Raw genomic sequence first — 255 nt, 5'->3', positions numbered from 1 at the left:
TCATTTCCAGCGTCACCGCCCGGGCTTTCCTTCCGCCTTTCTGAGGAATGAGGAGAGATTTCGTCGCTGCAAGCGGTAATGTGTTCGAGTAGTCATAGAGTTTGTGTGCATGCTCTTGAATGCATCGACTCTGCATCGAGCGGACGACAAAGCGCTGTTGGTGCTGGGTTTTATAGGTCAGATATTCAAACAAATCAGCCTCACGGTCACAGACGGAAATCACCTTGTTGATATGCTCGCCTAAACGGGCAGACA

At 50.2% G+C, this 255-nt stretch carries 1 pseudogene; it reads right to left on the bottom strand.

The annotated features are described in order from the left end of the window. A pseudogene (locus MMG82_RS21520) lies at positions 1-255 on the bottom strand (IS4 family transposase); the annotation flags it as partial.

It is taken from the genome of Shewanella sp. MM_2022_3 (genome assembly GCF_022557375.1).
Taxonomy (GTDB): domain Bacteria; phylum Pseudomonadota; class Gammaproteobacteria; order Enterobacterales; family Shewanellaceae; genus Shewanella; species Shewanella xiamenensis.
Note: the sequence above shows the minus strand (reverse complement) of the source record. Positions and strands in the feature narration are given on the sequence as shown.